Consider the following 23,584-nt stretch of genomic DNA (forward strand, 5'->3'; position numbering starts at 1 on the left):
TTTGCAATTCTTCTGATTGAACTTGTAACTCTTCTGTCATTGCTTGTGATTCATGTAAAAGAGTTTGAATTCGCATACGTCCCATAATGCTATGGATTGTCAAACCTAGATTATCAACAGTTTGTTGAATTAAATCTTGATGCAAGTCTGAAATCTCAGTTACACTTACTAACTCCATTACTGCAATTACTTCATCCTCAAATAAGATAGGGATGACTAGTAGGTTTTTAGGGCGTATTTCTAATAATCCAGTAGTAACGTAACGGAATTCTTCAGGTATGTCCCTGAGAATAAAACTTTTCTTTTCTAAAGCAGACTGTCCAATGAAACCTTCACCCATTTTAATAGACTGTTTTCCAACATCAGGACCTTGACCGGCGAAAGAAGCTTTCTTCACATAGTAGACAGTGTCTTCAATTTCTTCACGAACATAAAATGCACCGCAAGAAGTTTGCGTTTTTTGTATAACCCCACTAAGAATTTTGTTACCTAACATCTCAATAGAAGATACACCTTGATACATTAAAATTAATTCTGCAAGCTCGGTTTGCAACCACTCTCTTTTCGATATTTCGTCTAGTAAGTGGTTCGTTGTATGAGCTAGATCTTTTATTTCATCATGGCTGTTTACATGAATTCTTTCCGTAATTTTTTCTTTGGAAGAAATGGATTTAATAGCTTGAATTACATTTTTAATCGTTTTTGTAATGGAATTCGAAATATAGAGTGAAACGATAATGGAAATACAAGAAAGTAAGAACAATAAACTGTATAACCAAATCTCTAATTTATTATTTTCAATATCTAATTGTGCAGCTCTTTTTTTCGTTAGTTGCTCCTCAGTGCTACGGAAGTTAGTTAGCTGCGACTGTAATGACTGAATTTGAGTCGTGTCGATTGTTTGTACATTATTACTATTATTATTTGTAATGAGTGGGTGAATCTCTTTATTAATCCAACTAGTAATGTTTTCGTTAATCTGTTTTAATTTTTCTTGCTGAGAGGGGTTATCCTCTAATAAAGAAAAAAGATCTTGATAATGTTTTTCGTAATCCTTTTCTGCAGCGTTAAGGGATTGAACGTAATTTGCATCATTAGAAGTGATAAATCCTTTCGCTTTATTTTCAATTGTTAGTAAATCTTTCTCCACTTGATTCGTTAAATTAAGAACTTTAAAATCGTGATCAATAATAAAATTACGAGATTTTTGTAAACTGGAAATCCCATTGTTTAACATAATGAAAGAAATAAGCAAGAACAAAATGATAACTAAATAACCAGCCATAATTTTGTAACGAATACTAAATTTTGCTTTCGATTTCATCAAAAATTCCTACCTTCAAGATTATTAAAAGTTTTCTATTTTAAAGAATAAAAAACGTAATATATATTATATCAGTTTTCATAAGGCCAAACTAGAAATCCCCCTACTGTATTAGGGGGTTCTTTTTTCATAGAGGAAATCATTTTGAAATATAAAAACATATATGAAAGGTAGTAAACGGGGGAATAGAGGATAACAAACATTCTAAGAAGGAAAGAGTGTTCTTAAAGCTTTTTTTGCATCTATTCCTTCAAAAATAAATAATACAAGATCTTTCTTTTTTACAGTAAGGAAAAAGGATACTAGAGTGCTTAAATTTTTGATTGATGTCATTGTTCCATGTTTACTTATAAACAAATTAGCTTGAAATGTTGTCATTAAAGCATAAAAATGATGAATCTGAGTTATTGTAGGTGTTTCATTATAAGAAATAGTAGTAGAGTGAATGGCGTTCATCGTAATATTCCTTTCCATATAGTGAGCATAACAATATAAACATACCCGTTTTAGAAGATGTTAAACGTATAAATAAGAAAAATATAATTAAAGTTTTTTACGTTTAGAAAGAGTTAGGAAGGGTATACATATACTATAAAGAGATTGACTGAAGATGAATTGTAAGATGTCTATGTTTAGTAGATTAGTCTATCAAAATATACTTTTACTTTAAATAAAAAGGAGCCTGGTATACATGAATGAAATGATGATTGATATTACATTTGATTTAATTTACTTGTTAAGTAGTTCACTTGTAGTGCTTTTACTATTCGCATTTTTCGTAAATGGTTATGTTAATAAGAAGGTTAGTGTATACAGAAATGAAGAAAAATAAAGATACATTATATAAAACTTTAGGAGGTTAATAGTTATGAATGTAGATAGAAAAATAGTAGGTGTTTTTAGAACAATTGATGATGCGGCACTCGTTATTAATGAATTAAATGATAAAGGATACCCAGCAGATAACATTTCAGCTATTGCGAAGGATCAAAAGGAAATTGAACACCTGGAAGAAAAATCGGGTGAAAAAGTTAAGAATGAAACTGCACATAAAGCAGATATCTTTTCAGCGACAGGGCTTGTAGCAGGAGGAGTAGCAGGGGGACTAGGTGGTTTATTAACTGGCCTTGGTATACTTGCCATTTCTGGAATGGGTCCAATTGTAGCAGCAGGACCAATCGCAGCAGCTATTGGTGGAGCTGGTATTGGCGGAGGAGCTGGAAGTTTAATAGGAGCATTTATAGGATTAGGAATTCCAGAAGAACATGCTAAAAAGTATGAAGAATATATTTACGATGGAAATATATTAATTTTAGTAGATGCAACATTAGATGATAAGTTAGAAATTTATAAAATATTTGATAAGCATAATGCTTATAACTCTGATTTCTTTAAATAATATTTACTTCACATATCAATTATGCAAAATATAAACATAGTGAATATCGTTTTTTTGATCTTACAACTTTGGCGCGGCCGAGGAGTCGTATGACTATAAGAGAGGAAGGGCTTATAGTAAAAGATCAAGTTCTATCATGTTATTTAAAAGGGAAGAGGTGCCTTTTCGTGATTGTAAAAATATTAAAGGATAGCAGTAATAGCTTCCTTTGTACAGTTCAAAATAAAAATGGAGACCAGTATGTGAAAAAGTGGTTTAGTAAACATGAAAATAATAAAGAATTAGGACGACCAACTTTTAAAGAAGTAGAAAAAGATTGGAAAGAAAATAGAGAATCGTTTATGTATCCCAATATTAAAGCGCTTTATTAAAATGGAACATAATGCGCGTTTTATTATTACAAAACTGTCACATTCCTGTAAGGTAATTCAATAGATTAGATACTTTTTCCGTGTCATAATAAAGTCATAAGAAAGCTTATCAAAACTACAACTTATTAGGAGAGTGTCAGTCATGATTGTAACAACAACTTCTGGAATTCAAGGTAAAGAGATTATTGAGTATATTGATATTGTAAATGGTGAAGCTATTATGGGTGCAAACATTGTCCGCGATTTATTCGCTTCTGTTCGTGATGTTGTCGGTGGTCGTGCTGGTTCTTATGAAAGTAAGCTTAAAGAAGCTCGTGATATCGCAATGGGCGAAATGAAAGAACTTGCAATACAAAAAGGTGCGAACGCTATCGTTGGTATTGACGTAGATTACGAGGTTGTTCGTGATGGAATGTTAATGGTAGCTGTCAGTGGTACAGCTGTACGTATATAAGTAAATAAAAAACAGGCTCACCCCTTGAAGTTCATGCTTTGAGGGGGTTTTTTGTTTTTAAGTTGTAAAAGTAAAAAGAATGGGATTGTATTTCTTAGAAAAATAGAAGTGCCAGTAGCATAAATGGTATTTCGTACAAAAGAGCGAACTCGTTCAAATTATAGAACAGTTTTAAGGGCTAAATGAAAAAGAAACAGTAATGCTACATATATGTAACGTAAGTGCGAATTTTATAATAAAATTGTTATTTGAGATAATGGAAGAATTAGTGGTATAAATAACTTTATAGATAATAATCAAAATAGAGAAGACAGAGTGTTCATAGATGGAATGGTTAAGGGGATTTTCCAATCTGTAATAAAAAACGGAGGTACCGAGAACGTTTTACAGATGTCTGTTACATAAAATTTATAATGGATTGGGGGCAATTTATATTATGTTTTGGTTAGGAGGCTTTTTAGGATACATTGTAGGTTCTATTACTACATGTGCGATACTTTACTTTGGGTATAGAGCCGAGAAAAACAAAAAAGCGAATATGCGAAAGAAAGAGGGGAGAAAAATCAATAAAAAAGGCGTATAGGATGTGGAAGAAAAATTGATAACATTGATGCAAAAATAAAGGACAGTTACATATTTTATATGATTACTATGTACTGTCCCGCTTATTCCTTTTGGATTAACAAAAATTGTTTCCTGTCTTGCTATAAATTTCATAGGCAAAAAAACCAAATAAATAGCCTATTCCGGATCCTAAACTAATGGAAAGCAGTGAGAAATCTGGGAAAAACATGCCGAAAATCAAACCGATTATACAGCCAAAAAGCATTCCTATAGGTATTAAACTATCTAATAACAGTTGAGCTTTTTGAGGTTTTTTCTTACCTAATTTTCCTTCTTTATATTTCCGTTCCATTCTTTTTATTACAAATACTACAATTCCACCAACTATTAAAACGGGCGCGATTGCCGAAATGAACCACATATTAGAAGCTCCTTTCGTATTTTAACCAAATTATACCATGTAATAACATTTTTTAGTTTAAGCGGAGATAAGATTTTTTGCTTCTCCTTCCTTTTTGTTCATGACTAAAGTTAATAGGAGTAAAATTAAGCTTAAAAGTGCCATTATAATAAAAACTTGCGTATAACTATCAAAATAGTCACGAGCGATTCCAGCTAGGACAGGAATGAATCCGCCCATAATATATCCTCCTGATTGCATCATAGCAGTCCATGCACTTGCATCTTCTGAAGTTTTTGTTTCATATAGTGGCAGCATAAGAGCGAGTGGAAATACGCCGCCGAGCCCGATCCCTAGTAAAATAGAAGGGGTCCATGGTGTAGTTAGTGGGTAAATCATAAGCGATAAACCTACGAGTACAAAGCATATACTTCCTAATAACCAAAGTGCTCTGTTTTTATAAATATCCGCTAATGTTGGAATTAAAAAGCTACATATCATTTGAATCACTGTAAAAACAGTTATAAGAGTACCCGCTTGCTCGCTACTCACACCCATACTTTGATTTGCTGGCGCAAGCCAAGTCGTAATGGAATAAAAGATTCCTGATTGTAGTCCGAAAAAGATTGTAAATAACCATGCTTTTTTATTTCTTAAAGGCAATTTATTATTCTTTTTATTTTGTGTGCTCGTCTTCTTTTTTCGTTTCATAATGGGATACCAAAATATAATGGCGATAATAGTTAGTGCACCCCAAAAAGCGAGTGCCATATTCCAAGATCCTTTTAATACATGTTGTAAAGGAATCGTTAATCCTGAACTTAAAGAAGCACCAGTACCCATACCTACTGAATATATTCCAATCATTAAGCCGATTTTCGTAGGGAATTTTTCTTTAATAAAACCTGATAATAGCGGACCTGCAAGTGCAATTCCAATACCGATAAATAAAGAGCTCGCGAATAATGTGGAAATAGAAAAGGTAAAAGCTCTCATACATGTTGCCAAGCCAATTAAAATAAGACAAGCCATAATTGATTTTTCTGCCCCGTATTTCTTAATTACCTTCCCAGTCAGTAAGGCGAATGTCCCCATACAAAAAACAGGAATAGCTGTTAAAAAACTAACGGAAAAATTGCTTATATTTAAGTCTTGTCGGATTGTTTCTAATACAGGTGAAACAGATGTAATTCCGATACGTAAATTAATAGAAACAAAAAATAGCGCTAGTATATACAAATAAGTTCGTTCTTGATGTTTCAATTTCATTTTCTCCTCTCTTAAACATCAGATGTTATTGAGTATATCATCTGATGTTTTTGTGTAATAGATAAGGAGCTTATTTCAGCTCCAAATTTTGAACAGCGTATTTTCGTGCTTCTTCAGTATTTTGTTTTAAAATCGCTTGGAATAACTTTTCATGAATGTCAGAGTTATCTTCATAGTTCGCTGTATTTAATATGAATTGGCTTAAAATGTGACGAAGGGCAGGTACGAAAGATTGATACAAATCAAGTAGAACTTCGTTTTTGCTCGCCTTTGCAATGGCTAGATGAAACTGAATGTCTGCATCTATGTATGCTACATAATTTCCTTCTTGAAGGGCATTTTTTCTTTTATTCAAATGTCCTTTTAAGTATAAAAGATCCTCGTCGCTTCGGCGCTGTGCCGCTAACATCGCTACTTCTTTATCTAACATATTTCGTGCTTCATACACATGATTTATATTAGCTGCTTGTAGTCGTTTTTCAAATGAATCTTGCGTTATATTAAGTGAGACAATACGAGTACCTTGTCCTTGTCGAACTTCTAATATGCCAGCATGTACTAATATTTTTATGCTTTCTCGTAGCGTTGAGCGTCCTACCCCTAACTCTTCCATTAATTGCGGCTCTGTAGGGAGGCGATCACCAACTTCATACTTCCCAGAAAAGATTTTCTCTTGTAGACGTTCCAATACTTCATCGACTAATTTCCGCCGAGAAACTTTTGAAAAAGATTTCTTTTCGTTCATATTCATCTGCTCATCTCCTGTTATGTTCGCTTTTATGATAACCAATATAAGTACTGTTGACAATGTTATTTTTAGGTAGTTGAAGCCGGGATATCAAAATTAGGTTTATAAGGCATAAAAAAATCAATCAAAATAGAGTCTTCAATTGCATTCAATAACTCGTCAAAAACACTTTCCCTTTCGTTTTCTCAGCGGACTGCACAACATCAACTGCCGCTTTCACATCCGCTAAGTCATATGTAGAATGTACTTTCATAAAACGTAATTGCTTATTTTCTACTAAACGAATTAAGTGACGAAACGTTTCTTGCCATTTATATGGTGACACTTCATTATTCCAATGTCGTAAATGAAATATGTTTGCGTGTACTTTTGCTTTCGTGACAATCTCGGCCCAGTTCACTTGTATTCCTGATAGAAGCCCGATCGTTAAAAAATGCCCGTTTGGACGTAAGGAGAAAGCTAATTCATTTCCATCCGGTCCCCCGATAGAATCAATTGCAGCATCCGCGCCGAGCCCGTTCGTTAATTCCATAACGGTTTCATAAAGCGGGGTAGTGGAAGTATCGATTACATATGCAGCACCTAGGCGCAGTAATTCTTCTGTATGCTTATTATTTTTTGTAACGGCAATGAATTGGAAGTTTAAAATTTGTGATAACTGCGCAAATAGATGTCCAATAGCAGATCCACAAGCATTCACTAATAAAACGTCATTACTCTGTAAGTTTAACGTTTCTGTACAAGTAACCCACGCCGTAAGAGGGTTAATATACATTTGTGCCGCTGTAAAATCATCGATGGAATCAGGGATAGGGACTACAAAATCAGCTGACGTCTTCACATACTCCTGCCAAGTACCTTCTCCGCGTAACGGTAAAACACGTTTACCGATAAGGTCTCTCGTAACGCCCGCACCTACATCTTCTACAATACCAACACCTTCATAACCAGGTATGTTAGGTAAAGGAATTCTATGAGCGTACGCTCCCGTTATTGGAATTAAGTCAGATGGATTAATCGGTCTAACTAGCATACGAACGAAAACTTCATTATCTTTCAGTGGTTCTATATTTTTATATTCAACTTGTAATACGTCTTTTGGATTGCCAAACTTATGAAATTGAATGCATGTTCCAAGCAAAGTAATTTGCCCCCTTAGTTTGATTGGGTTTATTATAGCATTTTTGGTTTAGGTGGTTATTTTGTTAGTGATAAATAGGTTTTTTAATTTGCGTATTTATCAGAATTTTATAAAATGTGTATATAACTATAAAATGGGGGGATTTCTTCATGTGTACTAGTTTGACGTTACAAACAAAAAATTTCCAGCATCTTTTTGCGAGAACAATGGATTTCACATTAGATATGAATCAGGAAGTAATAATCATTCCTCGGCGTTATCAGTGGAAAAATATAACTGGTGAAACGATCCGAGCGAAAAAGGCTGTTGTCGGAATGGGAATTAATCATGAAGGAAGGGTCATTATGGCGGACGGAGTAAATGAAGCTGGTATGACATGTGCCACTCTCTATTTCCCGGGATTCGCTACTTATAGTAACAGCATAGATGACCATAAAACGAATTTAGCACCATTTGATTTTGTGGCTTGGAGCTTGACGCAGTTTAATTCTGTTGAAGAGTTAAAAAAATCTGTTGATAACATTTCCCTTATAGATGTACCATTACCAGTTTTAGGGATTACTCCGCCACTACATTGGATTTTAGCAGATAAATGGGGAGAGTGTATTGTACTTGAGCCGACAACTGATGGAATAAAAATGTATGACAATCCAATAGGAGTGATGACTAATAGCCCGGAGTTTAATTGGCATTTACAAAATTTAAGACAATATATTGGACTTAAATCGCAGCCATTTGCACCAACCGAGTGGGGAGACGTACCATTAAGTGCTTTTGGCCAAGGTTCCGGATCGATGGGACTTCCTGGAGATTTCACCCCGCCATCAAGATTCGTGCGGGCAGCATATGGCAAACAAAACATTCAAGGTATAGAGAACGAAGAAGAGGGGATATCGGCTATTTTTCATATCTTATCAAATTGTGAGGTTCCTAAGGGGGCAGTAATAACAGAAGACGGTATATTAGATAATACTATCTATACAAGTGCAATGTGTATGGAGTCTGGAACATATTATTACCATACTTACGATTGTAGACAAATTATAGCCATTCATTTATTCAATGAAAATTTAGATACAGCTGAGATTAAAACGTATCCGTTCCAGCGGAAGCAAAAAATCTTTTATGAAAACTGATAAAAACACCTCCATTGAATTTGCATACTTAGTATGCGAATTCGGGAGGTGTTTTTCTATTAAGCCGAAGCCTTCTTCATTCTCTCAAGTAAACTAGATAACACATGCGTACGATACGATTCTAGTTTTTTACCTTCATAAGTACGGATACCTAATTTTTTAAGTTCTTTTACATACCAACCTTTGCTTCCGAAATACATGTGATCGCTCCCCTTCAACTTTGTTTTTATTTGTTCTGATTGCATATGGAGGTACAGGTAATATAATGAAGGAAATGAATTTCGCGCGAAAATGGTTAACTTTGTTGCAAAAGACATATATACTAAAGATAGTATACAACGAGGTGGACAAGACGTGATTATAGAGAAGCACGAAATTCAAATTGACCAAATTACTAGCGGTAAAGTGAATATCTTTACTTTCTATAGAAATAGAAAGCAAATTGATGATCATTTTTTACGATTGCAAGAACCATCGCTTACAGCAAACTACTTCTTCCATTTTCATTTTGATGCAGAGAGCTTGCATCTACTGCAGGAAGAGTTTCCAGGCGTATATCCGTACGACGGTAGTGAAACGATTCACGACTGGACGGAAAAGATGAAAGCTGAATTGCAACATCAGATCCAAACAGGTAAATGGAATAAAAGCGTACGTATTGGTAATCGCATTCTAGATGTGGTGTTTACGTGGTGTGACGAAGATATAGTAGAGTGAAAAAGAAGCGGATGACGCTTCTTTTTTTAGCGCTGGAATAAAACGAGCTTACCTGCAGTAGATGTACAGCGATGTGTTTTTTCATACAATCCTTTTTCTTGTAAAATAGATTCACCTTTTGCTTTTGCTTCTTTTTCAGTTGCCGCCTCGAATGATTCGTCTAATGCTTTTGAACCATCTTTTTCAAAGACTGTTAGAACGTATACTCCCATGAAAATTCCCTCCAATAATTAAAATCAGAATCTTATAATTATTTTGACATAAAACGCTACAATATGCAAAGAAATATATGACATTGCGTGGTAAAATAGAATGAAACTTTAATCATCGAGAATATTTTCATTCTCGATGATGATTAGTTTTCAGCGATGTTAATTTTAATAAAATGAAACTTTTGAAAGATAGAAAGGATCGTTATTTGTGAAACAAGTAAAGTTTATACATGCGGCTGATTTGCATTTGGATAGTCCGTTTAAAGGAATGGAGATGAATGTTGCGCAGTCTGTTTGGGAGAGAATGAAGCAAAGTACGTTTGAATCATTTGAGCGTATTGTTGATAAAGCGATTCAAGAGCGCGTTGATTTCGTATTACTAGCTGGGGATTTGTATGATGCGGAGACGAGAAGTTTGAGGGCGCAAGTGTTTGTGCGTGAGCAAATGAAGAGACTTTCGCAGTACGATATCCCTGTTTTTATTATTCACGGTAACCATGATCATTTAGGAGGAAGCTGGGCAGCGATTGAGTTTCCGGAAAATGTTCATGTGTTTACGGAGCCTTACGTAGAAGAGAAATCATTTTATAAAAATGGTGAGCTATTAGCTTCTATTTATGGGTTTAGTTATTTGCAGCAAGCGGTAACGGATAATATGACAGCGCAGTATACGAAAATGAGTGATGCGCCTTTTCATATTGGCATGCTTCACGGAAGTGTGGAAGGAGATGCAGAGCATAATCGCTATGCACCGTTTCAAATTCGTGAATTGAAAGAAAAACAGTTTGATTATTGGGCTCTTGGCCATATACATAAACGTGAAATTTTATTAGAAGAGCCGTATATTATTTATCCAGGGAACATACAAGGTCGTCATCGTAAGGAAACAGGCGAGAAGGGTGCGTACCTTATTGAACTTACGAAACAAGGAACGCACTGTTCATTTTTCCATACGGCAGATGTTGTATGGGATGAGATCGAGGTTTGTATTGATGGACTTGAAACTGTTGATGAACTTATGACGAGCATGTCAACTGCGATGAATGATTGCCGAAGAGAAGAGGAAGGGACGCTTTTAACTGTCGTATTCATAGGGCAGGGCCCACTTTCTCCTTATTTGCGTGACGAAAAGCGTGTGGAAGAGATTTTTCACATTTTAGCATCTGGCGAAGAGCGAAAAGATTTCGTATATGCAATGAAGTGGAAAAATGAGACGGTTTCTTTTGCGGAAATCGAACGTTTGAAAGCGGAAAATCATTTCGTCGGTAGTGTGCTAAAGGAGCTAGAAGCTTTCACAAATATGGACGGCGTGTTGCGCACCATTTGGACATCTCCTGTAGCGCGTAATAGTATTGAATCTTTTACAGAAGAAGAGAAGAAAGAGATTCAAAAGGAAGCAGAAAATATTATTTTAGAGCAATTATTCCAGCAAGAGAGGGATAAAAAATGAGAATTGAAAAACTCCATATTTATGGGTACGGAAAATTAGAAAATGTGGAAATGGATCTTTCCTTGCTGACGGTGCTATACGGTGAAAATGAAGCGGGGAAATCGACAATTCGCTCGTTTATGAAAAGTATTCTGTTCGGTTTTCCGACGAGAGGACAGCGCCGTTATGAGCCGAAAGAAGGCGGGAAGTATGGCGGTGTGATGACTGTACAAACAGAGCAGTACGGCCGTTTGAAAATTGAACGATTGCCAAAGACGGCAGCTGGCGAGGTGACCGTTTATTTTGAAGACGGGAAAACGGGCGGCGAGGAAATTTTAAACGATATATTAAGCGGGATGAATGAAAGTTTATTTGAATCGGTCTTTTCATTTGATATGCATGGTCTTCAAAATATTCATCAGCTCGGCGAAGCAGATATTGGCAATTATTTATTTTCAGCAAGTGCAGTCGGAAGCGATGCGCTATTACAGTTAGATAAAAAGCTAGAAAAAGAAATGGATCAGCGTTTTAAACCGAGTGGGCGTAAACCGGAAATTAACGTGTCACTGCAAGAGATGAAGAAACTTGAAGAGAAGATGAAAGAGTGGCAAGGGAAAATTGGCACGTATGAAAAACAAGTGAAGCAGTTAAAAGAAAGTGAAGAGAAGCTTGCTTCTGTTCGCGTGGAAAAAGAGAATGCAGAAAAGCGAAAGCAAGATTATGAAATATTAGCAGCGCTTGAGCCCCTCGTTATTGAAAAGCGTGCGCATGAGAAAGTGTTAGAAAATGAGAGCGGGCAGTTTCCTGTAAACGGAATGGCGCGCTATGAAGCGATTAAGGCGAAGATGGAGCCGCTTCAGTTACAAGTTGATTCGCTCCATAAGAAAATCGAGACAGTGCAATCGGAAATTGCCTCGATTCAAATAGATGAAGAGTTTTTACAAAAAGAAAGTTATGTAGAAGAACTTCGTATGCAACATATGTCTTACGAAAATGCACGCCAAGAAATGCGTGATATGACAGGAAGTATTGCGAATATAAAAAAAGAAATTGCAGAACTAGAACAGCAAATTGGTGCTACTTTTGAAAAGGAAGCGGTTCTTGCGTTTGACATGAGTTTGGCAACGAAAGAATTAATTACGCAAACCGTGCAAAAGGCACGTGAATTAGAAACGCAAAAAGCACAGCTTGATGATCGTTTTAAAGTAGCGCAAGAGCAATTAGAAGAACAAGAAGAAAATATAAGACAGATTCAGAAACAAATGTTAGTTGATGAAGAGCGAAATACGTTAGTTGAGAAAGAGAAATCGTTCCAAGATGCGGCGTTTATCGGTATGGGCGCAGAGAGAATGAAGCGCAAGTATGAGGAAAAAGCAGGAGCAGCTATGCAAAAGAAAAAGCAGTGGCAAAGAGTTTGTCTTCTGTTACTTCTTATTAACACGCTTGTTTTATTCACGAGTTTATTTATTGATAACCGCCCGCTCTTATTTATTAGTGTTATTGTTTTTGTAGGGATTGTTCTTGCCCTTGTTTTATATAAAGATCCGTCAAGTGGATTACAAGAAGAGCTTCTTACTCTTCAGCAAAGTGCTGGCGGGAGACAAAGTGAAGAAGCGCTGTCTGTGCGCTATGAGTTAGAAAAAGATGAAGAGATTCGGAAGCTATTTGAGCGTGAGTCTTATAAATTGCAGCAAATGGAGCGAGCTTATGATAAAGTCGTTTCATCGTATGAGGAATGGGAGAGAGAAACGTTCCAGGCGGGAGAACAAGTAGATGCATATAAAACGCGCTATATGTTCCCAGAATTTTATACGTATGCACACATATTGCCAGCGTTTGAGCGTATTGAAAAAATGCAGCAATTATATCGGGAGTTAGAAAAACAAGGCACGCGAAAATCTTCATTATATGAAATGATTTCGCATTTTGAACAGAAACTAGAAGCTGTTATCGGTAGTGCGGAGTATAGTAAGCTACACGGGGCACAAAGTCGTATGCAAAATGAGAAAGAGAAGCGCCAAACTTGTAAGCAGTTAAAAGAAAAACTGGCGGAATGGCAAGAAGAATATGAGTTTATGCAAGAACAATTGAAACAACTGTTAGTAGAACGAAATGCATTATGGAATATTGCAGAGACTACAGATGAAGAGATGTTTTTAGAAGCGGGTAAACTGGCGGAAAAACGTGAAGATGCTGAGAAACAAGTAGTGCGTTTATTACCGCAAATTGATCTGTTAGAACAGCGTTTAAAGAGTTTATCATTAGCTGAACATTACGAAGCTGACGGTTATGAAGAGAAATTAAAGAGAGAAATTACAGTCGTACAAAACTGTCTGGCGCAAGAGAAAGAATTGACAGAGCGCATCGCGAAACATCGTATGGAAATTGCGAATTTAGAAGAAGGTAGTACGTACGGCGATTTAATGCATGAGTGGGAAATGAAAAAAGCGCAAGTACGTGAACAAGTGAAGAAGTGGGCTGCTTATGCGGCCGCAAAGACAGTATTAACGAAAACGAAGCAATATTATCATGAAGTGCATCTGCCTCGTATTTTACAAAAATCAGAAGAGTATTTCGTCTATTTAACGGGCGGACGCTATAGTAAAATCTTTTCACCGTCAGAGGCGGAGCCGTTCGTTGTTGAACGTAACGACGGTATACGTTTTTACAGTCATGAACTAAGCCAAGCGACAGCGGAGCAGTTATATTTATCGCTGAGATTTGCACTTGCGAAAACATTTGAACATGATTACCCATTTATTATTGATGATAGTTTCGTGCACTTTGATGCGGTAAGGACGGATCGAACGATTGAACTAATAAAGGAAATCGCAAAAGATAGACAAGTCATCTTCTTTACATGTCATGCGCATTTACTCGCGTATTTTACAGAAAAACAGATTATAAAATTAACACATAAGCGTAAAGAAAATGAGTTGTAATATGCTATACTAAAAGTAACTGATTTGGTGGAGGAATTCGAATGAAAAAGAAAATTGCAGAATATGAAGTTGGTGAACAAGTCGATGTTTTCTTGTTAATTAAAACAGCGACAAAAGGTCTAGCAAGTAATGGAAAGCCATTTTTAACAGTAATCTTACAAGATCCAAGTGGAGATATTGAAGCGAAGCTATGGGACGTATCACCAGAAGTTGAGAAACAATATGTAGCAGAAACAATCGTTAAAGTAGCTGGTGATATTTTAAACTACAAAGGACGTATTCAATTACGTGTGAAACAAATCCGTGTTGCGAATGAAAATGAAGTAACAGATATCTCGGATTTCGTAGAAAAAGCACCAGTGAAAAAAGAAGATATGGTTGAGAAAATTACGCAATACATATTTGAAATGAGAAACCCGAACATTCAGCGTCTAACAAGACATTTATTAAATAAGCATCAAAATGAATTTTTAGAATATCCAGCAGCGACAAAGAATCATCATGAGTTCGTATCTGGACTAGCTTATCACGTTGTATCAATGCTAGATTTAGCGAAAGCTATTTCAAATCTATACCCATCATTAGATAAAGACTTACTATATGCAGGCGTTATTTTACATGACCTTGGTAAAGTAATTGAACTATCTGGTCCAATTTCTACAACGTATACGTTAGAAGGAAATTTACTAGGCCACATTTCTATCATGGTGAACGAAATTGGTAAAGCAGCAGATGAGCTGAACATCGATGCAGAAGAAGTATTAATTCTTCAACACATCGTCCTTTCTCACCACGGAAAAGCAGAATGGGGTAGCCCAAAACCACCATTAGTAAAAGAAGCAGAAATTCTGCACTACATCGATAACCTAGATGCAAAAATGAACATGATGGACCGCGCATTAGGACGCACAAAACCAGGTGAATACACAGAGCGTGTCTTTGCACTTGATAATCGTTCGTTCTATAAACCGACGTTCCATAATTAAAAGTGTGAATAAAGTGGCCTCATTAAGTTTTAAAAGCTTAGTGAGGCTGTTTTCTTTATTAAAAATTAAATGAAATAGTTAAGAAGTACGCATGGGATTAACGAAGAACGATTAAAACATATCTCACCACTAGAATGGGAGCATATCAACTTTAATATGGCAGATACTTAGAATCGCTTCAGCCTGTATAACAGGCCTAAAAATAAGAGTTGAAACTTGTTTAGCATCTATTTTTGTTAAAAGGTGGGAGAATTGTGCTATGATGTGGGCAAATATAAAACTATCTAAAGGAGGGATTTACATGCCGCATATTGTGTTTCGTGGAATTACTACTGAACAATTAAAACACATAAGCAAGACATTAGTAGAAGAGCTCGCAGAGATTTGTGAGTGTGGTACGGATAATTTTACGTTGGAACTACCAAGTTCTACGTTTATATTCAATGGAGAAGAAATAGAAGCGTTTCCTCTTATTGAAGTGAAATGGTTCGAGCGTGGACAGGAAATTCGTGATCGATTTGCCAAGGCCATTACTACATATGTAATGGATTTTGGACTTCCAGAAGTAGAGGTTGTATTTACGGTTTTCACAGAATCAGCGTATTATATTAACGGGAAGCATTGTGCAAGTTAGAGATATTATAAATGTTTTTGTAACATTTATCCCGCATTAACGGGCAGTAAGACCCCCACCTCAAAATTCAGCGGAAGCAAAGAAGTTAGGTGGGGGATCAACTGTCCGTAAAAGCCCGATTGGTTCAACTAATAATCAGTGGGGGATGAACAAAACCCCCACTGATTAAAGTTTCACTTTATAAGGGATAGAACCACATCGCTATCAAGCTAACTAGACAAAATATCCTCTAAAAAGAGAAAGGCGTTATTCTTTCTGAGAAATCATAGGAAAGGATAACGCCTTTATATCAATTTTAATATAATCGATTCACTTCTTTATAAAAAGTTTGGTTATTTTATTGAAGCTTATTCCACAAACACACCCGTTTGTTCACTTTTTTACTGTTTGAAAGCCATACTTTTTATATTGATTCATTTATTGGAAAAACCGAAAGTTTTAAACTCTCTCTATTACATATTTATTTTTGGAAAAATAGCCTAACTCCAAATACTAATAATACTGTGCCAGTAATACCCTCTATTGTACGGTTCACCTTTTCTTTTCTTAAAAAAGTTCTTAATTGACGTATTAGAGAGATATAAAGTAAATACCATATTGCTGTCAAAGTCGTAAATGTGAATCCCAACAAAAGAAATTGGAAGAAATGACTTTGATTACTCACAATAAATTGGGGTAGAAAACTAAGGAAAAATACAGCCGTTTTTGGGTTTAAGATTGCCGTGGTAAATCCTTGTCTAAAACTTTTAACCGTTCCAATATCCTTAGAGTTTATTTCCACTGAACTTGACATATCTTCTTTTTTAGAAAAGGCACTTTTAATTGACTTTACAGCTAAATAAATTAAATAAAATGCCCCAGCATATTTTATTAATGTAAATAGCATAGCAAATTTCATTAAGATAGCAGAGAGTCCTAGTGTAGCCATTATTGTATGAATCATCATTCCAGATACTGTTCCTAAGACGGTCTTTATTCCACCATTTCTACCATGAGAGATAGTGTTTTTTGTAACTAAAGCAAAACCGGGACCAGGCATCATTATAATAAGGAGTGCTGTAAGGATAAATAGCATATAATTTTCCATGTTCTGGTATTTCCTTTCTGATTTTTAGTTTCGCTTATAGTATAGCTTTTTTCCTTAAAACATTAAATATAAAAAGTGTGATCAGGATAGTATCATAAGCTTTCAAGGAGTTGTAATTGAATTATAGAGGGCTTCACTTGAATAATGTTCTTCTGTAAATGAGCGTTTTAATAGAATGTCAATTACGTAAATAATCAGATTTTACACCCTAAATGTTATTTAACAAAAAAATCTTGAATTCGAGATTTTTCGCTTGCTTTTCAATCACTTGAGGTGTAAAGTGATAGTAACGAAAGCGATTGAGTCATATGAAAAACATACACTCAGTTGTTTTCGATTAAAAAACAAAGTAACTTATACAGTAAAAACTAAGATGAATTTACAAAAACATAATTAAGAATAAATTGAAAAGCTAAAAACCATATTAGTTGTGGGAAATATTATTTTTTTAGTTATCACTTGACTAGTAAAACGAAACGGAGGAATAACCAATGTATAAAATTAAAGGGCATCATCACATTTCAATGGTTACGAAAAATGCAAATGAAAATAATCACTTTTATAAAAACGTGCTTGGCTTACGTCGTGTGAAAATGACAGTAAATCAAGATGATCCGTCAATGTACCACTTATTTTATGGAGATAAAACAGGAAGTCCAGGTACGGAATTATCATTTTTTGAAATTCCATTAGTAGGAAGAACATATCGCGGTACGAATGCGATTACTCGAATTGGATTACTCGTTCCTTCAGAGGAAAGCTTACATTACTGGAAAGAACGATTTGAGAATTTTGATGTGAAACATAGTGAAATGACAACATATGCAAATCGTCCTGCTTTACAATTTGAGGATGCTGAAGGTCTTCGCTTAGTACTACTCGTTTCAAACGGAGAAAAAGTAGAGCACTGGGAAACTTGGGAGAAATCAGAAGTTCCTGCAAAGCATCAAATTCAAGGAATGGGTTCTGTGGAAATGACAGTTCGTAGACTTGATAAAATGTCGAGTACACTTACAGAGATGTTCGGTTATACAGCGGTTAGCCGTAGCGAAGAGGAAGCAATTTTTCAATCCATTAAAGGAGAGGCTTTTGGAGAAATCGTTGTGAAATATTTAGATGGACCTACTGAAAAGCCGGGCCGAGGGAGCATTCACCATTTAGCAATTCGCGTGAAAAACGATGCAGAGCTTGCCTATTGGGAAGAACAGGTGAAACAAAGAGGCTTCCAGTCTTCAGGAATCATCGACCGTTTCTACTTTAAAAGCTTATATTTCCGTGAATCAAACGGAATCCTTTTTGAAATTGCGACAGATGGACCAGGATTTACAGTTGATGGAGATGTGGAACATTTAGGAGGAAAACTTGATTTACCACCGTTCTTAGAAGATCAGCGTGCAGAGATTGAAGCGAATTTAGCACCTATTGAAGAGAAGTAATAGGAGAGAAAATATAAATTAAAAAACATTGGAGGAATATAAAATGAACCAATTAAAAGGAATTCACCACGTTACAGCGATTACAAGTAGTGCAGAAAAGAACTATGAGTTTTTCACTCACGTTTTAGGAATGCGTTTAGTTAAGAAAACAGTAAACCAAGATGATATTCAAACGTATCATTTATTCTTTGCAGATGATAAAGGGAGTGCAGGAACAGATATGACATTCTTTGATTTCCCAGGTGTTCCGAAAGGCGTACACGGTACAAATGAAATTTCAAAAACTTCATTCCGTGTTCCGACTAATGCAGCATTAGAGTATTGGGTGAAACGCTTTGACCGTCTTGAAGTAGAACATACAGGAATTAAAGAGCAATTTGGTAAGAAAACTCTTTCTTTCGTTGACTTTGATGACCAACAATATCAATTAATCTCAGATGAACTTGATAAAGGAATCGAATCAGGTACACCGTGGCAAAACGGGCCAGTACCATTAGAATATGCAATCACTGGTTTAGGACCTGTATTTATCCGTATTGCAAACTTTAGCTTCTTCAAAGAAGTGTTAGAAAAAGTTCTATTATTTAAAGAGGTTGCGCAAGAAGGGGAATTCTATTTATTTGAAGTGAACAAAGGCGGAAACGGTGCATCTGTTATTGTAGAACATAATACAGTTCTTCCTGAAGCACAACAAGGTTTTGGTACAGTGCACCATGCGGCATTCCGCGTAGAAGATCGCGCTGTATTAGAAGAATGGATTGAGAGAATCAGTAGCGTAGGACTTCCTTCATCTGGATATGTAAACCGTCACTTCTTCGAATCATTATATGCAAGAGTTGCACCACAAATTTTATTTGAATTCGCAACAGATGGCCCAGGATTTATGGGAGATGAGCCATACGAAACACTTGGTGAAAAATTATCTTTACCTCCATTCCTAGAGCCAAAACGTGAAGAAATTGAAAAATTAGTTCGTCCAATTGATACAGTGAGAAGTACGAAGGAATTTATTAAAGAGTAAAAATAGAGATAGTAAGTAGGAGAGCAAGTAGTTTTAGCGGAGTGCTGGAACTGCTTGCTTTTTTATTTATCCTAGTAAGTTTTCTGACAATTGTTTCTCAAGTTATTAAAAAGGAAAACTTTGGTATAATTAATTAAAATATAGAATTTTCTAATAATTATTTTTCAATGCATAGAAAAGGAGTGGTAATATACAATTTTGATAATTGTATAAAAATCCTAATTTTATAATTTTGGAGAAAAGGGGATGCGAGTTTATGGGAGCAGATGTAGTAACGCGGGAGCAAATGAGACATTCTTTAGATGATTGGTATCGTGTAATGTTACAGCAAAATATAGAGAAGGCTACGGAAATGAAAGAGGAGATTGAAAGTAAGATTAGTGGGTTGGACGTGGATCAGGATGTATTACTTTATCATGCGTTGTTGAATTTTAGATATGATGCATTAGTTGATTGGATTTCAGTTAGAGAAGATAGTTTTGATAAAGTGGAATCTTTCGAAATTCCAACAGAGGGCTTTTTAGCTTATTATTATCACTTTTTTAAAGGGTTTCATTGCACATTAATTTCAAATTATAACGAAGCGAAAGAACAGTATGAGCAAGCTGAGAAGTTATTGAAATATATTGCAGATCCGATAGAACATGCGGAGTTTAATTATCGGATGGGGAATTTCTATTATCAAAAATATGACCAAGTTCATGCAATAGATTACTTGAATAGGGCAAAAACAGCATTTTTACAATATCCAGGCTATGAAATAAAAGTAGGATTATGTGAAAATGCTTTTGGACTATGTTGTGTAGACATAGATCACTATGAATTAGCGGAAGAAAACTTTAATTCTGCTATGGAAGTATTGCAAAAAGCAGATCAAAAAAAATATATGCTAATGGTTCGGCATAATTTAGCTTGGCTTTATGCTAGTCAAAATCTTTCAGAATTAGCGATTCGTCATATATCTGAGGTGACCAAAAATTACCCAGAACACTTTAAAGCCTTGTTTGTAGAAGCACATGAACATTACAAATTAGGACAATATAACTTAGCGAATCCAATTGTTGAAAAAGGTTTAAATATTTGTGTTGATTTAGGGGAAAAAGAATTTCAACATCGGTTTAAAATTTTGAAAGAACTCAATGGAAAATCTTCAGTATCAATTATTGAAGATGTAATTTTAGAAGGAATTTCTTATTTTGAGAGAGAAAGATTATGGGATTGTATTCAAGAATACACTGAAATTTTAGCACTGAAATTTTATGAATTTGATGATCATGTTAAGGCAAGTAAATATTTTTATATGAATAATAAGGCTCAAAAAAATATATTGGAAAAGGGAGCGTTAAAATAATGAAGAAATTTCGTTTGGCTATTGTTGGGACTGCATTAGTAGGGGTATTATCAATTGGGTTCAATAGTTCTTTTACAAATCAAGCTGTAAATATTGGTGACACAGGAGGGGCACCAGCAAGACCAGACTACGTTAATATTGGTGACACAGGAGGAGCACCAGCAAGACCAGACTACATTAACATTGGCGACACAGGCGGAGCACCAGCAGATAATAGAGGCGACGGCGGAGTAAGCCAACTATAATAACAAAGAAAGGGACTTCAACATGAAGTCCCTTTTTCTATTTTCAGGCCATGTAGAGAAAAGAATTGACTTACTTTAAATATGTAACTATAATAGTTACATAATAACCATTAGTAATAGAAATGAGTTATATTTTTTTAGTATAATTGTAACTATCTCAGTTACAATTAAAAGGAGAACATAAAACAACCAAAAAATGTAAAAACTTTAAATAGAAACAAGAGAAAGGAGACGGGAACTTTGAAACGGTTTAAGTTTTATATGATTAGCGGTATTGTGCTCGTTTTGTTAATTGTTTGTAACTTCGTTGAGAAGCCGATTGCGAAGGTTGGAGAAGTGAAAGATACTGTTATGATGAAGTTGAATACGAAAGAGAGTATGGCGCAAATTGATGGGCAGACGATTTATTTTAAACAAATTGGTGAGGGGAAACCTCCGTTACTTATGCTTCACGGGTTTGGTGGTTCTTCTGATGGGTTTAGTGATATTTATCCGGAACTAGCGCGAGACCATACGATTATTGCGGTTGATATTTTAGGGTTTGGGCGTTCTTCTAAACCTATTGATTTTCAGTATTCGTTTCCTGCGCAAGTGAATTTATATTATAAGTTAATGAAGAAGCTCGGATACGATCAGTTTGCGGTGCTCGGCCATTCAATGGGCGGAGAGATGTCCCTTAATTTAGCGTATTTATATCCGGATGCAGTGACGCATCTCATCTTGGCGGATTCCACAGGGATAGAGTCTTTCCAGCAAAAAGAAAGTTATGAAGTACCACCGCTATCGACGGACTTACAAACTGTAACTGAGATTGCGAAGTATAATAAAAATGAAGTGAAAAATAGTCGTGATGATAAAGAGCATTATGATCAGCTTACGAAAATGAGAGAGCGCCGCATTGCGATGGAAGCAGATAAAATTAAGGTACCGACTTTAATTTTATGGGGACGACATGATAAGAGTGTTTCTTGGAAAAATGGTGAACTGTATCATGGGCTATTTGCGAATAGTACGTTTCATATTATTGAAAAAGGATACCACGCACCGTTTCGTCAGGAACCAATTGAGTTTATGGAATATGTACAAGCATTTTTCGCGAAGCATCCACAATAAAAATTTTAAGCATAAATCCACTTCTTTCCTCATAAAGTGAAACTAATAAGGCTTGTCTAAGGAAAGGAATGAAGTGATTTGGAAACTTTACCATGGTGGGTGTATCTTGTAATTGTCGGGATTGTACTAAGTGGCTACATGGTTTTATATACTTCGAAAAAAGAGCAAGATATGGATAATGAGTTTATCGAAAAAGAAGGCGAAGTATATATGAAGCGTTTAGAAGAAGAGCGCGAGAAACGTAATCAGGATAGTGATAAAGATTCGGTATTGCTTTAATAAAAATTTTGAAAGGCTACCACCTAGTAGAACTTTACAACTAGGTGGTAGCCTTTTTCTTCTTGGGGATCAGGTTATATAAATTTAATATTACATGTATACGAGATTCATCAGAACTTTTATTGATGGTATTTATATATTTTTTTACTCATAAGAATGGAACTAGCGGGGGATTTTACTGGGGGGGATTAACAATGCATAGGGATGAAACATCATTACATCCTGATACAGGTGTTACATCTGTAATGTTTGTTGAGCGTTCATTAAATGAAATTCGTTTTTGGTCTAGAATCATGAAGGAGCATTCTTTTTTTCTTCGCTTAGGGTTTAGATGCGAGGATACTCAACTAATTGAAGAGGCTAATCAATTTTATCGATTGTTTGAACATATCGAACAAATAGCGCATTCCTATACAAATGAAACAGATCCTGAGCAAATAAAAAGATTTAATGCAGAAGTACAACAAGCCGCAACTAATATTTGGGGATTTAAAAGAAAAATTTTAGGATTAATTCTCACATGTAAATTGCCAGGACAAAATAACTTTCCACTGTTAGTTGACCATACAAGTAGGGAAGCTGACTATTTTAGAAAACGTTTAATACAATTAAATGAAGGGAAATTAGATGCCCTTCCTGATGCTATTATTAAAGAAAATGTTTTCTTTTTACGGATTATGGCAGACCATGCTAAATTTATTGGCCATCTTCTTGATCCATCGGAAAGAAAGCTTGTAGATACAGCACGGAATTTTAGCAATGATTTTGATGAATTGATGTATCAAGCAATTGACTTAGAATCTATGAAACCACAATCCCAAACAGTCCCACTTTTAGATCAATTTTTAGATCAAAATCGTGTGTCGGTTACATCTCTTCGGGATTTTAAGAAAACAGCACGTGATTTAATTGAGCAATGTAAAATAAAGAGTATCATTCATCCATTATTAGCAGACCATGTTTTCCGTGAAGCTGATAGATTTCTTGAAATCATTGATATGTATGATGTTCATCTTACAAATATTCAATCACAACCTAGATATTAGAAGATAAGGAAAGATACTATTTTTTCCTTAAGCCGAGAAGTTAACAATTTATTGTTAGCTTCTTTTCATTGTTGTTAAAATTTTCTTTTCGTTTAGTAAATTTCCTTTTAAAGACTATATAAATCCCTTTGATCGAATATGTGATTATTTGTAAAACAGTACATGTGGAAATATTATAAATATGTAAGAAGTATACGGATGTTAGATTCTAATAAATTATTCGAGGGAAATTTCCTAATTAAGTATATTAACTTGTTTGCACTAAATTTTACAGGGTTTT

Annotated in this window: 27 protein-coding genes; 18 read left to right on the forward strand and 9 right to left on the reverse strand. The window is 35.3% G+C overall.

Annotation, left to right across the window (positions count from 1 at the left end):
• Together MR160_RS15765 and MR160_RS15770 are read right to left on the reverse strand one after the other, a co-directional pair.
• The coding region (locus MR160_RS15765) for a CHASE3 domain-containing protein (RefSeq protein WP_242297687.1) at positions 1-1,324 on the reverse strand (1,324 nt) is incomplete at its 3' end.
• Positions 1,325-1,528: 204 nt separating this feature from the next.
• Positions 1,529-1,780, reverse strand: coding sequence for a hypothetical protein (locus MR160_RS15770; protein WP_000991351.1), 252 nt, complete (start codon positions 1,778-1,780; stop codon positions 1,529-1,531).
• A gap of 235 nt (positions 1,781-2,015) precedes the next feature.
• Here MR160_RS15770 and MR160_RS15775 point away from each other — a divergent pair, with 235 nt between their 5' ends.
• The 5 genes from MR160_RS15775 to MR160_RS15795 all read left to right on the forward strand — a co-directional run bounded on the left by MR160_RS15775 (position 2,016) and on the right by MR160_RS15795 (position 4,131).
• Entirely contained in the window at positions 2,016-2,156 is a 141-nt protein-coding gene (locus MR160_RS15775; protein WP_001004568.1) for a hypothetical protein, read from the forward strand.
• Positions 2,157-2,192: 36 nt separating this feature from the next.
• Complete coding sequence (locus MR160_RS15780; RefSeq protein WP_001100085.1) at positions 2,193-2,723, forward strand: general stress protein; 531 nt, start codon at positions 2,193-2,195, stop codon at positions 2,721-2,723.
• A 167-nt stretch (positions 2,724-2,890) separates the two neighbouring features.
• Positions 2,891-3,094, forward strand: coding sequence for a DUF4028 family protein (locus MR160_RS15785; RefSeq protein WP_000635853.1), 204 nt, complete (start codon positions 2,891-2,893; stop codon positions 3,092-3,094).
• Positions 3,095-3,236: 142 nt separating this feature from the next.
• Positions 3,237-3,548, forward strand: coding sequence for a heavy metal-binding domain-containing protein (locus tag MR160_RS15790; protein ID WP_242297689.1), 312 nt, complete (start codon positions 3,237-3,239; stop codon positions 3,546-3,548).
• A gap of 436 nt (positions 3,549-3,984) precedes the next feature.
• Positions 3,985-4,131: a hypothetical protein gene (locus MR160_RS15795; protein ID WP_000498641.1), complete on the forward strand. Its 147-nt coding sequence runs from the start codon at positions 3,985-3,987 to the stop codon at positions 4,129-4,131.
• Positions 4,132-4,227: 96 nt separating this feature from the next.
• Here the strand turns inward: MR160_RS15795 and MR160_RS15800 are convergent, their stop codons facing one another.
• The 4 genes from MR160_RS15800 to MR160_RS15815 all read right to left on the reverse strand — a co-directional run bounded on the left by MR160_RS15800 (position 4,228) and on the right by MR160_RS15815 (position 7,670).
• Entirely contained in the window at positions 4,228-4,533 is a 306-nt protein-coding gene (locus MR160_RS15800; protein WP_000264237.1) for a hypothetical protein, read from the reverse strand.
• Positions 4,534-4,590: 57 nt separating this feature from the next.
• Complete coding sequence (locus tag MR160_RS15805) at positions 4,591-5,781, reverse strand: MFS transporter (RefSeq protein WP_041488111.1); 1,191 nt, start codon at positions 5,779-5,781, stop codon at positions 4,591-4,593.
• 70 nt (positions 5,782-5,851) lie between these two features.
• Positions 5,852-6,532: a FadR/GntR family transcriptional regulator gene (locus MR160_RS15810; protein ID WP_001056900.1), complete on the reverse strand. Its 681-nt coding sequence runs from the start codon at positions 6,530-6,532 to the stop codon at positions 5,852-5,854.
• Between the two features lie 145 nt (positions 6,533-6,677).
• On the reverse strand, positions 6,678-7,670 hold the full coding sequence (locus tag MR160_RS15815) for a zinc-dependent alcohol dehydrogenase family protein (protein ID WP_242297691.1): 993 nt from the start codon (positions 7,668-7,670) through the stop codon (positions 6,678-6,680).
• 149 nt (positions 7,671-7,819) lie between these two features.
• Here MR160_RS15815 and MR160_RS15820 point away from each other — a divergent pair, with 149 nt between their 5' ends.
• Positions 7,820-8,806: a choloylglycine hydrolase family protein gene (locus tag MR160_RS15820; RefSeq protein ID WP_000337587.1), complete on the forward strand. Its 987-nt coding sequence runs from the start codon at positions 7,820-7,822 to the stop codon at positions 8,804-8,806.
• Positions 8,807-8,865: 59 nt separating this feature from the next.
• Here MR160_RS15820 and MR160_RS15825 read toward each other — a convergent pair whose 3' ends face one another.
• Complete coding sequence (locus MR160_RS15825; RefSeq protein WP_000273536.1) at positions 8,866-9,006, reverse strand: YflJ family protein; 141 nt, start codon at positions 9,004-9,006, stop codon at positions 8,866-8,868.
• 154 nt (positions 9,007-9,160) lie between these two features.
• Here MR160_RS15825 and MR160_RS15830 point away from each other — a divergent pair, with 154 nt between their 5' ends.
• Positions 9,161-9,523 (forward strand): hypothetical protein, encoded by a 363-nt coding sequence (locus MR160_RS15830; RefSeq protein WP_044783539.1) that lies wholly within the window; start codon positions 9,161-9,163, stop codon positions 9,521-9,523.
• Positions 9,524-9,549: 26 nt separating this feature from the next.
• On the opposite strand, the gene MR160_RS15835 is transcribed toward MR160_RS15830, so the two are convergent.
• A complete protein-coding gene (locus MR160_RS15835) occupies positions 9,550-9,735 on the reverse strand; it encodes a YhzD family protein (protein WP_000539552.1) in 186 nt (61 codons plus the stop codon).
• 208 nt (positions 9,736-9,943) lie between these two features.
• On the opposite strand from MR160_RS15835, the gene MR160_RS15840 reads away from it, so the two are divergent.
• From MR160_RS15840 to MR160_RS15855, 4 genes are all read left to right on the forward strand, one after another.
• Positions 9,944-11,185, forward strand: a complete 1,242-nt coding sequence (locus tag MR160_RS15840) for a metallophosphoesterase family protein (RefSeq protein WP_098900013.1) — start codon at positions 9,944-9,946, stop codon at positions 11,183-11,185.
• Complete coding sequence (locus tag MR160_RS15845) at positions 11,182-14,106, forward strand: ATP-binding protein (protein WP_242297693.1); 2,925 nt, start codon at positions 11,182-11,184, stop codon at positions 14,104-14,106. The genes MR160_RS15840 and MR160_RS15845 overlap by 4 nt, the downstream gene beginning before the upstream one ends.
• Positions 14,107-14,147: 41 nt before the next feature.
• On the forward strand, positions 14,148-15,092 hold the full coding sequence (yhaM, locus tag MR160_RS15850; protein ID WP_000726650.1) for a 3'-5' exoribonuclease YhaM: 945 nt from the start codon (positions 14,148-14,150) through the stop codon (positions 15,090-15,092).
• A 301-nt stretch (positions 15,093-15,393) separates the two neighbouring features.
• Positions 15,394-15,726, forward strand: coding sequence for a DUF1904 family protein (locus MR160_RS15855; RefSeq protein ID WP_242297695.1), 333 nt, complete (start codon positions 15,394-15,396; stop codon positions 15,724-15,726).
• Between the two features lie 460 nt (positions 15,727-16,186).
• Here the strand turns inward: MR160_RS15855 and MR160_RS15860 are convergent, their stop codons facing one another.
• A complete protein-coding gene (locus MR160_RS15860; protein ID WP_000433010.1) occupies positions 16,187-16,813 on the reverse strand; it encodes a LysE family translocator in 627 nt (208 codons plus the stop codon).
• A 491-nt stretch (positions 16,814-17,304) separates the two neighbouring features.
• Between MR160_RS15860 and MR160_RS15865 the strand changes: the two genes are divergently transcribed.
• The 7 genes from MR160_RS15865 to MR160_RS15895 all read left to right on the forward strand — a co-directional run bounded on the left by MR160_RS15865 (position 17,305) and on the right by MR160_RS15895 (position 23,304).
• Positions 17,305-18,249, forward strand: coding sequence for a ring-cleaving dioxygenase (locus MR160_RS15865; RefSeq protein ID WP_063675068.1), 945 nt, complete (start codon positions 17,305-17,307; stop codon positions 18,247-18,249).
• 43 nt (positions 18,250-18,292) lie between these two features.
• Complete coding sequence (locus tag MR160_RS15870; RefSeq protein WP_242297696.1) at positions 18,293-19,270, forward strand: ring-cleaving dioxygenase; 978 nt, start codon at positions 18,293-18,295, stop codon at positions 19,268-19,270.
• 256 nt (positions 19,271-19,526) lie between these two features.
• Entirely contained in the window at positions 19,527-20,621 is a 1,095-nt protein-coding gene (locus tag MR160_RS15875) for a response regulator aspartate phosphatase (protein WP_136804074.1), read from the forward strand.
• Entirely contained in the window at positions 20,621-20,866 is a 246-nt protein-coding gene (locus MR160_RS15880; RefSeq protein WP_098852333.1) for a Phr family secreted Rap phosphatase inhibitor, read from the forward strand. The genes MR160_RS15875 and MR160_RS15880 overlap by 1 nt, the downstream gene beginning before the upstream one ends.
• 240 nt (positions 20,867-21,106) lie before the next feature.
• The gene (locus tag MR160_RS15885; RefSeq protein ID WP_150191842.1) at positions 21,107-21,979 is read left to right on the forward strand and encodes an alpha/beta fold hydrolase; all 873 of its coding nucleotides are present in this window, start codon (positions 21,107-21,109) and stop codon (positions 21,977-21,979) included.
• Positions 21,980-22,057: 78 nt separating this feature from the next.
• Positions 22,058-22,258 carry a sporulation YhaL family protein gene (locus MR160_RS15890; RefSeq protein WP_000449223.1) on the forward strand — a complete coding sequence of 67 codons (201 nt, stop codon included), beginning with the start codon at positions 22,058-22,060 and terminating at the stop codon, positions 22,256-22,258.
• A 194-nt stretch (positions 22,259-22,452) separates the two neighbouring features.
• The gene (locus MR160_RS15895; protein ID WP_000554483.1) at positions 22,453-23,304 is read left to right on the forward strand and encodes a DUF2935 domain-containing protein; all 852 of its coding nucleotides are present in this window, start codon (positions 22,453-22,455) and stop codon (positions 23,302-23,304) included.
• The last annotated feature ends 280 nt before the right edge of the window (positions 23,305-23,584 follow it).

Origin of the sequence: Bacillus cereus group sp. BfR-BA-01382 (assembly GCF_022663475.1) — a bacterium.
Lineage (GTDB): Bacteria > Bacillota > Bacilli > Bacillales > Bacillaceae_G > Bacillus_A > Bacillus_A thuringiensis_S.

Coding starts and splice junctions, on each gene's coding strand:
- MR160_RS15880 (WP_098852333.1), top strand. CDS start 20,621: ATGAAGAAATTTCGTTTGGCTATTGTTGGGACTGCATTAGTAGGGGTA.
- MR160_RS15845 (WP_242297693.1), top strand. CDS start 11,182: ATGAGAATTGAAAAACTCCATATTTATGGGTACGGAAAATTAGAAAAT.
- MR160_RS15895 (WP_000554483.1), top strand. CDS start 22,453: ATGCATAGGGATGAAACATCATTACATCCTGATACAGGTGTTACATCT.
- MR160_RS15780 (WP_001100085.1), top strand. CDS start 2,193: ATGAATGTAGATAGAAAAATAGTAGGTGTTTTTAGAACAATTGATGAT.
- MR160_RS15795 (WP_000498641.1), top strand. CDS start 3,985: ATGTTTTGGTTAGGAGGCTTTTTAGGATACATTGTAGGTTCTATTACT.
- MR160_RS15775 (WP_001004568.1), top strand. CDS start 2,016: ATGAATGAAATGATGATTGATATTACATTTGATTTAATTTACTTGTTA.
- MR160_RS15825 (WP_000273536.1), bottom strand. CDS start 9,006: ATGTATTTCGGAAGCAAAGGTTGGTATGTAAAAGAACTTAAAAAATTA.
- MR160_RS15875 (WP_136804074.1), top strand. CDS start 19,527: ATGGGAGCAGATGTAGTAACGCGGGAGCAAATGAGACATTCTTTAGAT.
- MR160_RS15800 (WP_000264237.1), bottom strand. CDS start 4,533: ATGTGGTTCATTTCGGCAATCGCGCCCGTTTTAATAGTTGGTGGAATT.
- MR160_RS15870 (WP_242297696.1), top strand. CDS start 18,293: ATGAACCAATTAAAAGGAATTCACCACGTTACAGCGATTACAAGTAGT.
- MR160_RS15865 (WP_063675068.1), top strand. CDS start 17,305: ATGTATAAAATTAAAGGGCATCATCACATTTCAATGGTTACGAAAAAT.
- MR160_RS15820 (WP_000337587.1), top strand. CDS start 7,820: ATGTGTACTAGTTTGACGTTACAAACAAAAAATTTCCAGCATCTTTTT.
- yhaM (WP_000726650.1), top strand. CDS start 14,148: ATGAAAAAGAAAATTGCAGAATATGAAGTTGGTGAACAAGTCGATGTT.
- MR160_RS15860 (WP_000433010.1), bottom strand. CDS start 16,813: ATGGAAAATTATATGCTATTTATCCTTACAGCACTCCTTATTATAATG.
- MR160_RS15855 (WP_242297695.1), top strand. CDS start 15,394: ATGCCGCATATTGTGTTTCGTGGAATTACTACTGAACAATTAAAACAC.
- MR160_RS15790 (WP_242297689.1), top strand. CDS start 3,237: ATGATTGTAACAACAACTTCTGGAATTCAAGGTAAAGAGATTATTGAG.
- MR160_RS15770 (WP_000991351.1), bottom strand. CDS start 1,780: ATGAACGCCATTCACTCTACTACTATTTCTTATAATGAAACACCTACA.
- MR160_RS15810 (WP_001056900.1), bottom strand. CDS start 6,532: ATGAATATGAACGAAAAGAAATCTTTTTCAAAAGTTTCTCGGCGGAAA.
- MR160_RS15835 (WP_000539552.1), bottom strand. CDS start 9,735: ATGGGAGTATACGTTCTAACAGTCTTTGAAAAAGATGGTTCAAAAGCA.
- MR160_RS15805 (WP_041488111.1), bottom strand. CDS start 5,781: ATGAAATTGAAACATCAAGAACGAACTTATTTGTATATACTAGCGCTA.